Raw genomic sequence first — 8,578 nt, forward strand, 5'->3', positions numbered from 1 at the left:
AGTTCCCCTTTGAGATGCGGGTTCCCCTTTGAGATGCTAGTTCCCCTTTGAGATTTTATTCTATAGTGAATTAATCAATGTCATTGGCTTGCACGTCATAAAAGGCTGTGTGTGGGCTTTATGTTGGTGAGTAATATTTGAAAAAAGACTGAAATGCCTCTTATGGAGGCTCTCAAAGGTCAATGGCTGTTGTAACATGAGAGACAAATAGTATGATGATGCTCAGCTACTACTTTTATGAAGTGAAAAGAGGTATGAAGGTAAAGAAGGATGTGGGGTAACAAGGGGCGGTTTTGATGGTTCACTTTACGGGGGCTATTATATCTTATTTACAGATACTGTTTTGAAATGAGCGTGGATACACTGGGAAATATTAAAAAGTGCGTGAATGGAGGGACACACGTGTATTCTGTTTTAGGATGTCCTATTGTACCTGAAGAGGATATCTCCATTAAAGAATGCGATAAATAAAAGCATAAAATGTGTAATTTCATCAGTTAATTGTTGTTGTCGTGGATGCTTTAGTCCCGTAAAGCTGGAGAGTGATGATGGATGTTAGCTTTACTCCTTGAAATTTCATATTCTGCCAAAATGGAATTGTATGCGCATTGCGAAAGTTACACAAAAAGAGATAGGTAATAGGTTCGCTTTTATTTGGCATATAAAAGCTGAAACGGTTTACTCTTCATTGTTTTGGTTTCTCTCTTAAAATATGCGGTTCTATAAGGGATGAAAGTTGATTGACAGCGGGAATGGATTTTATGTGGCCTTCAGTTCTCATCGTTAAGGTTTTGGGGAACTATTGGGGGACAATAGAGGTTGGTTTAAAGAGGTTGGAAAATATCTTTGTGCTTAATAAACAGATGAGACATTTTGCTAAAAAAGGGGAAACTTCTCTTGTTCATTGTTTAAAATGCTCTTTTAAGAAAAAATATCAAAATAAGTATCAGGAACAGAGAGGCAATAGACAATTCCTTCTTGTGTCAATTTGAGGGAAGCTGAACCATTCACGGAAATGGGAACGATTTTTTCGAGAACGGCACTACCAAAACAGGCTTTTTTATTGTTTGTGGGAGGGATGCCGGATTCAAAATTTTCATGCCAAGTGATGATAAGTTGTGTTTTGCCATTCAGTTTTGTTTTGATTTCACAGCGTACACAGATGCTCCCTTTTTCTTGGGAAAGAGCTCCAAAAGAAAGAGAATTGACAATCAGTTCATGAAAAGCCAAACCAATATGCAAAGCGGCATTGGGAAAAAGATAAGGATCTACGCCTTCAAGTGAAAAACGTTCTGTTTCTTTCATAAAATAGCCTAAAGCCTGCGTTTGGACCAATTCGCGAAATTGAGCACCACGCCAATCAGAATCAGTGATCAGATCTTGAGAATGAGAAAGAGAATGAAGACGACCTTGAAATTTGCGTAAGAAAACCTGAAGAGATTCAGTATAGCGGGCGGTTTGGCTGGCAATACTTTGAATGATCGCTAGAAGATTTTTAGAACGGTGACTGACCTCGCGAAGAAGGATTTTAAGCACTTGTTCACGGCGGCGTAAACCGGAAATATTAACACCGGTGGTGATAATCCCAATAATGTCTCCGTTATCATTACGATGGCAATCAATAGAAAATTTGTACCAAATCTCTTGTTTATTTGTATCTTCAAAACGTGCTTCAACAGTTTGCATTTTGCCACTGGCTAAAACTTGCAGTTTGATGGTTTCCATATTGTCTGCAAGGTCAAGCGAAAAAAAGTCGCTGTCACGACACCCAACCCGCCATTTATGGTGCAAATGGTGTGGCAAGTTTTCAGCCCATAAATAAACCAGATTTGTTGCCTGATAGAGAACACAAATATCAGCACCACGAATCGCTTGCATGAGCGCACTCATATGAGATCTATCCATGGGAGGCTTTGAAAGAGGCGTAACGATCATAATTTTAAGATGTTACTCTGTTCTAAGCCGCTTTAGAAGCATTCTCTTGAAAAAATAAAGCTTGGGAAATAAGCGCTTTCACCATATCAGGGTTAAAAGGTTTGGTCACTAAAAAAGTTGGTTCTGGACGCTCGCCGGTCAGTAGCCTTTCGGGAAAAGCCGTGATGAAAATCACCGGTATACGGTCATTTTTCAAAATCTCATTGACTGCGTCAATACCTGAACTGTTATCGGCTAATTGAATATCAGCCAAAATCAACCGTGGTTTTTTCTTATGATACATAATGACAGCTTCATCACGCGTGCGCGCTATTCCTACAACATGATGACCTAAGCTTTCTACCATTTGCTCAATATCAAGCGCAATAAGAGGTTCATCTTCAATAATCATTACTTCAGTGGCAATTTGTTGAGAAATATCAATGGATGCTTGGTTGAGCAGCTTACGGAATTCTTTCGTATCCAGATTCATGATTTCGCTAGCGTCTTGTTCATGAAATCCTTCAACGGCAATGAGCAAAAATGCTTGGCGTGCACGGGGCGTGAGATAGGATAATTTGGCACTGGTTTTTTGTTCAAGACCAAATTGGGGCAGGGGTTCAGGGATGTTTGGTGTGGTTTGGTCAAAAAGATGGCAAAAAAGCCAATAGGTACCAATTCGGTCAGTGGAGGCTTTGGGAAAAATGGAGATGTCGGCAATGAGTGCTTCCAACATCGCTGAAACATAAGCATCGCCAGAGGATTGGCTACCGGTGACAGAGCGGGCAAAACGCCGAAGATAGGGAAGATGCGGGGCAATGCGCGTTGATAATGACATAATTTATAACTCCTTTGACCTTTCAAGCATTTTGTTGGTTGAAATTCTCAACAGATAAAAAAGTTCCTTGATTTGTATGGAACTTTTTACCGACAGCTATATTTACAACCATAAGGCGAAAAATTCTTCGCGGTGCTATTAGTAATATATGGATTAGGGGGATGAAAAATGAACGACCGTGATGAAAAAAATCTCACCACACAATTTAGAGTTGGAGATGATCTTCTCGGGGTCAATAGCGAAATAGCACGGAAGTTACGTCAATTTTACATGGAAATTCAAGAAGAAGCACTGCCACGGTGTTTGCTTGAGCTTTTAGAGAAGTTGGAGCGCGCAGAGCAATTTGGCTTAAACAATGTGGAAAAGGTTTGAATCCTTTATGTCAAAGTGCGCGAAAAATTTTAAACAAGAACTCCTTTCTGTGTTGCCGGCTTTACGAGCTTTTGCTGTTTCTTTAAGTGGCAAGCACGATAAAGCCGAAGATTTGGTCCAAGATACTGTTATGAAGGCATGGGCTAAGCAAGATAGTTTTGAGATGGGAACCAATCTTAAAGCTTGGCTTTTTACCATTTTGCGCAATGAATTTTACAGTCAAATGCGTAAAAAGGGAAGAGAAGTTCAAGATACCGATGGCGTGTTTACTCAAAATGTCGCTGTTCATCCTGCTCAATATGGATCACTTGATTTGCAAGATTTCAAAAAAGCCTTAAATTTGCTTTCTGCCGATCAAAGAGAAGCCATTATTCTCATTGGCGCATCGGGATTTTCTTATGAAGATGCTGCGGCTATTTGTGGTTGTGCTGTTGGAACCATTAAAAGCCGTGTGAGCAGGGCGCGTAATCGATTACAAGAACTTCTTAAAGTAGATGGTGAGTCTGATTATGGTCCTGATTCTTATTCAGCTGGAAGTACATTGTGTTCATTTAACGGCTAAAAAAGCATAATAATTATGATCGATAGCCTTGTTTTTTTTATTCCCGTTATAGCTATTACAGTAAAGTCAGTATCTGAGGAAATTCAGAGTGTTTGGCGTGTATCCTTAGGAACACAAGAAAAGCCTGTATAAACTTTCCCACGGGCTTTAGGTTTTATGTTCCATAAGGTTGCCTTCCTTTGTGCTGAAAAATGACGACTTTCAAGTTCGCCAATGGACATTCTATGACAACAAAAACAAATTTGATGCCTCAAATGCCTTCTTCTGATGCAACGATATCACGCTGGCGGTGGGGTGCGATTGTTGTTTCTCTTGTTATGGCTCTTTTGGCATCGGTTTTTATTATGTTGCTTTCAAATGCTGTTGATCGAGAAGTTGCACAGTTGAATACAAGTTCAGAATTGCGTGAACAGGCTGATTTGGTCCTTATTAGCTTGATTGATATGGCTGTTGCTGATCGCAGCTATGCAAAAACGCGCAAGGCGGAAGATAAAATACGTTTTGAAAATGCAGAGCGGGAGTTAGGGGATATTCTCGATTATATCGCACTTATTGTTTATGCGCATCCACAATGGGATGAATGGTTTACGGCTTTTAAAAAAGAGGTTGAAGCACGAAAAGCCTTTATGAATGCCCATATGCATGCTCTTGATGCGATTCCTGAACAACCCTCTCAACCTTCTCATGCTGCCTCTTTTGAAGTATCAAAGATTCCTGTGGCACGTTTAGCTCAATTGATGACAAGCTTTATTAATGGGGATGATGTGGTGCGACAAAAACAGCGTGAGGGTATCGCATTAATGCGGGCTGCTTTGACATTGGCGGCTATTGTTTCCGTTGTGAGTACTTTTATTTCTGCCTATTTTGTTATTAATCGTTTTCATCGTGATGTGCGCTCTTTAAAATTGTATCAATTGCTGCTTCATAGCGAAAATATCGCTCTGGAAGCCCGCGTGAAAGAACGAACACAAGAATTAGAAAGAGCACGCAATCACGCTGAAAAAGAACGCCAACGGGTTGAAATATTATTGCAGGATGCAAGCCATCGCATTGGCAATTCTCTTGGGACGGTGTCTTCTTTGCTGGGGCTCCAGTTAAACCGGAGCAAAAATGAAGAGGTACGTTCTGTTTTAGGAGCTGCGCGTGATCGTATTCAGACAATTTCTACAGCACATCGTCGTTTGCGCTTAAGTGATGATATGGAAACGACTTTTTTGGCAGAGTTTCTCAGTTCTGTTGTGCATGATGTCGAATTGGCAGTCCCTTTTGAATTGCGTGAAAACATCGCCATTCACACAAACTTTAAAGATTGTCGCCTGTCTTCAAGAGATGCGACAACACTTGGAATTATCCTTGGTGAACTGCTGACAAATTCCTTAAAACATGCCTTTCCTGATCAACGGTCGGGTCATATTTATATTTCTTTTGGTCCCCAGAAAGATGGACAATTGATGCTCATTGTAGAAGATGATGGCGTGGGAATGAAAAGCCAAACTTTAGAACAAAAAACAGGACTTGGTCGTGTGGTCGTGGAACAGCTCTGTATGCAATTTGGTGAGAAACCTCTGTTTGAAACTTCTGCTTTAGGAGGCACAAAGATTATCATTCCTTTGCCAAAACTTAGCATGAATAGTTCAAAAAAAAGCTCTGACTGATTTTTTTAAGAGATAAATTCTTTACTCTCTGCTTGTTCGTTTTAATAAAAATGAGAAAAAATATAACTTAGATGACGCGAACACAGCACCATTCATATCAGATTGTCAATTGTCTTCAAGAGAAGCAACATTGCTTCTTTATCTTTTGGTCTCTTTGTTTTTTGCTTTGCTGACTCCGATTATCGGCTTTCAAAATTCTCCTGTTGTTGTATGCTTTATAGCTTTGAAGTACTTGAGTTAAAATTTAAATTTATTTTGAATAAAAGCTCCTTTAAACCGATAATACTTATATTAGTAAGCTCTATTTCTTTGTGAAGAGATTGTTTTTTCAAATTTTGTTATTTTTTGTAAGGCATGTAAAACTTTAAATATGTGGTGTTTTTGTAAAAGTGTGTAACGAATATTCTTAAGGATAACTTGCTCATAAAGTTTATGAAACACTGTCCTTTAGGGCTATGAACAGCATAAGCATTCAACAGGTGAAATCTCTTCAACAAAAAGTCGGGTTGTTTATAGAATGATATGGATTTTAGAATCTTCGTTCTTTAGAAAAACTCACCTTTGATTTGAGATTTTATTGCATGGCAAATAAGGACGGGCTATCGTTTTGATAAAATAAACAATAAAGAGTTAGCCTTTTTTGGTTTCATATTTTACACTTTTCTATTGTGCGTAAACCTGAAAAGGGGAGGGCGTTTTATTTTTAATCATTGTTATGCGACCTTGGGTGGTGGCATATTTCGGCAAATTCTTTATAGATATTTAAAGTGCGGAAATCTCTTTAAGAAAAATAAGCGCTAAAGCATATTTTTAGATGTTTTGAGTCGTAAAAATGCAGATGCTTTTATGCTTTAAGTTTCTTCGGAGGGTGTTATCGGGCTGTTGATCAAGGCATCAATATTGTTTTTTTCTTGTAGGAATGTTTGTAGGTCTTGATTTGTTAAGGCTTTGCTATCCGGTATACGGATGCGCATGGGATCAACTTTGACGCCATTGACAATGATTTCAAAATGACAATGGGGACCGGTTGCCATTCCTGTTGTTCCAACATACCCAATGATTTGTCCTTGTCGTACTTTCACGCCTGGTTTGATGTCTGGTGCATAACGGCTTTGGTGTGAATAACTGCTGACATATCCATTGGCATGTTGAATTTCCGTGTGATTTCCATAGCCACCTGTTACACCTACTCTTGTGACAATACCATCTCCTACAGCAATAATGGGTGATCCTTTAGGAGCAACCCAATCAACTCCCGTATGCATGCGAACATAGCCTAAAATAGGATGTTTGCGTGGACCAAAGGGGGAGCCAAAAATCCCATTTGGTGTGGGTTTGCGCAGCAAGAAAGGCTTTGAACTCCTCCCTTCAGAATCATAATAATCAACGCTTCCATCTTTTAATTGATAACGGTAATATTTATAAGTTGTATTTCCAAAAGTTGCGCTAATATAACGAATTTCTGGATCAGTGTTTTGGGATGCTTCCTTTGCTTTCAAGTTCTTTTTGCCATTTTGGTTTTCTTTATCGCTTTGTGGTACAGCATAAAATATTTCGATCTGATCATTGGGTGTTATCAGACTTTTCATGTCAATATTGGTGGCTAGCAGACGAATAAGACGATGAGAGAGAGATTGTGATATATTATGGCTTAGCAAAGCACTATAGAGTGCATCATAAGCCGTTGGTAATTGCGCACTATTGATATAAGAATGCGGAATACCATTTTGAAAAGCCGTTTTAAGTGCTTTAGACATTTTAGGCTCTGTGCTTTCAATGAATTGGCCTTTATCATTCAGGGCAATGGTGAGAATATGATGCATCCCTTGATAGATACTTGCGCGTACGAGATGATCTTCTTCACCAGCTTGTGTCACGATACCAATGCGTAAAAGGCTTCCCTCTTTAAGGGAATCGGAAAGGCTTATTTTTTCTAGCGTTTTTACAACCTGGTCAATTTGCTTTTTTGTATAACTGGTTTTTTTGAAAGCATCGGCTATCGTTTGTTTTTTACGAATAGGAATAATATCTTCAACATAGTTTTTCGTCAGATCGATACGGTGACTTTGAGGAGAAACGGTTACATTTTCTTGAACGATTCGAACTTCAGGGGATTCTGTGCCTTGGGAAGGGGAGGATACATCTTCTAATTTTAAAGGATCAATCAATGTGAGAACTGAAAGAAGTTCGGAGCTCTTTTCTAAAGTAAATCCAGCTTTTTGCACTTCTTGTTGTGCCTCTTCATCTGTCAATGTGTCGCTGTCATCAAAATCGAATTGATTTACCTTAAAATCATAGCTGCGTAAGGTGAGTTTTGTTTCAACCTTTGCACCGTAAATCTGCCCAGAATCTTCTTGTGGTGCGATATTTTGATTTTTAGAATCACTGGCAAGAATGCTTAAAGAATCAAATTTTGGATAACTATATTTCTGGGGGCGATTTTCGGCTAAAGCCATACGAATCCATTCAAAATGTTGTGTTTGAATGACTTTTTCATCGCCTTTTTTTTGTAGAATCGATAGTTCAAATTGACGTTTTCTGTCAAAGCTTTGCCGTGCATGGGTGGGAGAAATACGATCACCTTTATAGCCATTGGCCTCAGGGTCTTGTGATTCTGATAGGTTTTCTTGCGTAAACCATTGTGGCGGTGTTACCAATCGCTGTTGTTCATCAAGAGCCGTAAAAAGTGCAATCCCCATAAGAATGCAGGAAGTGATTCCTGTCAGAATGGTTCCCGTAAGCCAACGAGCAGAGACCTGTCGGCGCGCAGGCCGCAAGCGCTTGACGACAAGAGCAGGGTCTTGTCCAGGATCGTTTTTTTGTTGTTCGTTATCCCACATAGATTTAAAAGAGTACTTTTCAATATTAAATAAAGAAAGCTAGATAGATAGCTTAGCATGCTTCTACAGGAATTTGATTCTTTTTACAAATTACAGATCATACGATTCTCTTTATACAGCAATGTCTTTATAAATCGTATCTGCGCAGAAAATTTTCTCTATTAAAGTAGCATAAAACAAGCGTTATTGTGATTAACTCATTCCTAGGCAACTTCCTATTTTTATGCATTGCAATGGGGTGCTATATTTTACTTTAAAGGCGCCATGCTCTCTTTGAACTCCTTGCTGTTTTCATGTTTTATTTTTATGAAGGCAGATTTTTCCTATAATTGCTTGTTGCCAATAATGTCTTGAAATAGGATTTTTTGTTCAATATTTTATTGGTATTGTTTTGGGC

At 39.0% G+C, this 8,578-nt stretch carries 6 protein-coding genes; 3 read left to right on the plus strand and 3 right to left on the minus strand.

Annotated features, from left to right (window positions below):
- Window positions 1-921 precede the first annotated feature (921 nt).
- A complete protein-coding gene (locus ACFIK2_RS08785) occupies window positions 922-1,935 on the minus strand; it encodes an HWE histidine kinase domain-containing protein (RefSeq protein WP_375633296.1) in 1,014 nt (337 codons plus the stop codon).
- Between the two features lie 22 nt (window positions 1,936-1,957).
- Window positions 1,958-2,752 carry a response regulator gene (locus ACFIK2_RS08790; RefSeq protein WP_375607013.1) on the minus strand — a complete coding sequence of 265 codons (795 nt, stop codon included), beginning with the start codon at window positions 2,750-2,752 and terminating at the stop codon, window positions 1,958-1,960.
- Window positions 2,753-2,920: 168 nt separating this feature from the next.
- Between ACFIK2_RS08790 and ACFIK2_RS08795 the strand changes: the two genes are divergently transcribed.
- The 3 genes from ACFIK2_RS08795 (at window position 2,921) to ACFIK2_RS08805 (ending at window position 5,341) form a co-directional block, all read left to right on the plus strand.
- Window positions 2,921-3,124, plus strand: a complete 204-nt coding sequence (locus ACFIK2_RS08795; protein ID WP_375610684.1) for a NepR family anti-sigma factor — start codon at window positions 2,921-2,923, stop codon at window positions 3,122-3,124.
- Between the two features lie 7 nt (window positions 3,125-3,131).
- Window positions 3,132-3,686: an RNA polymerase sigma factor gene (locus tag ACFIK2_RS08800; protein ID WP_273724155.1), complete on the plus strand. Its 555-nt coding sequence runs from the start codon at window positions 3,132-3,134 to the stop codon at window positions 3,684-3,686.
- A gap of 224 nt (window positions 3,687-3,910) precedes the next feature.
- Window positions 3,911-5,341, plus strand: coding sequence for a sensor histidine kinase (locus ACFIK2_RS08805; protein WP_375677184.1), 1,431 nt, complete (start codon window positions 3,911-3,913; stop codon window positions 5,339-5,341).
- 851 nt (window positions 5,342-6,192) lie between these two features.
- Here the strand turns inward: ACFIK2_RS08805 and ACFIK2_RS08810 are convergent.
- On the minus strand, window positions 6,193-8,181 hold the full coding sequence (locus tag ACFIK2_RS08810; protein WP_375636957.1) for a M23 family metallopeptidase: 1,989 nt from the start codon (window positions 8,179-8,181) through the stop codon (window positions 6,193-6,195).
- Between the last annotated feature and the right edge of the window lie 397 nt (window positions 8,182-8,578).

The organism is Bartonella sp. AP88XZML (assembly GCF_042195565.1).
Lineage (GTDB): Bacteria > Pseudomonadota > Alphaproteobacteria > Rhizobiales > Rhizobiaceae > Bartonella.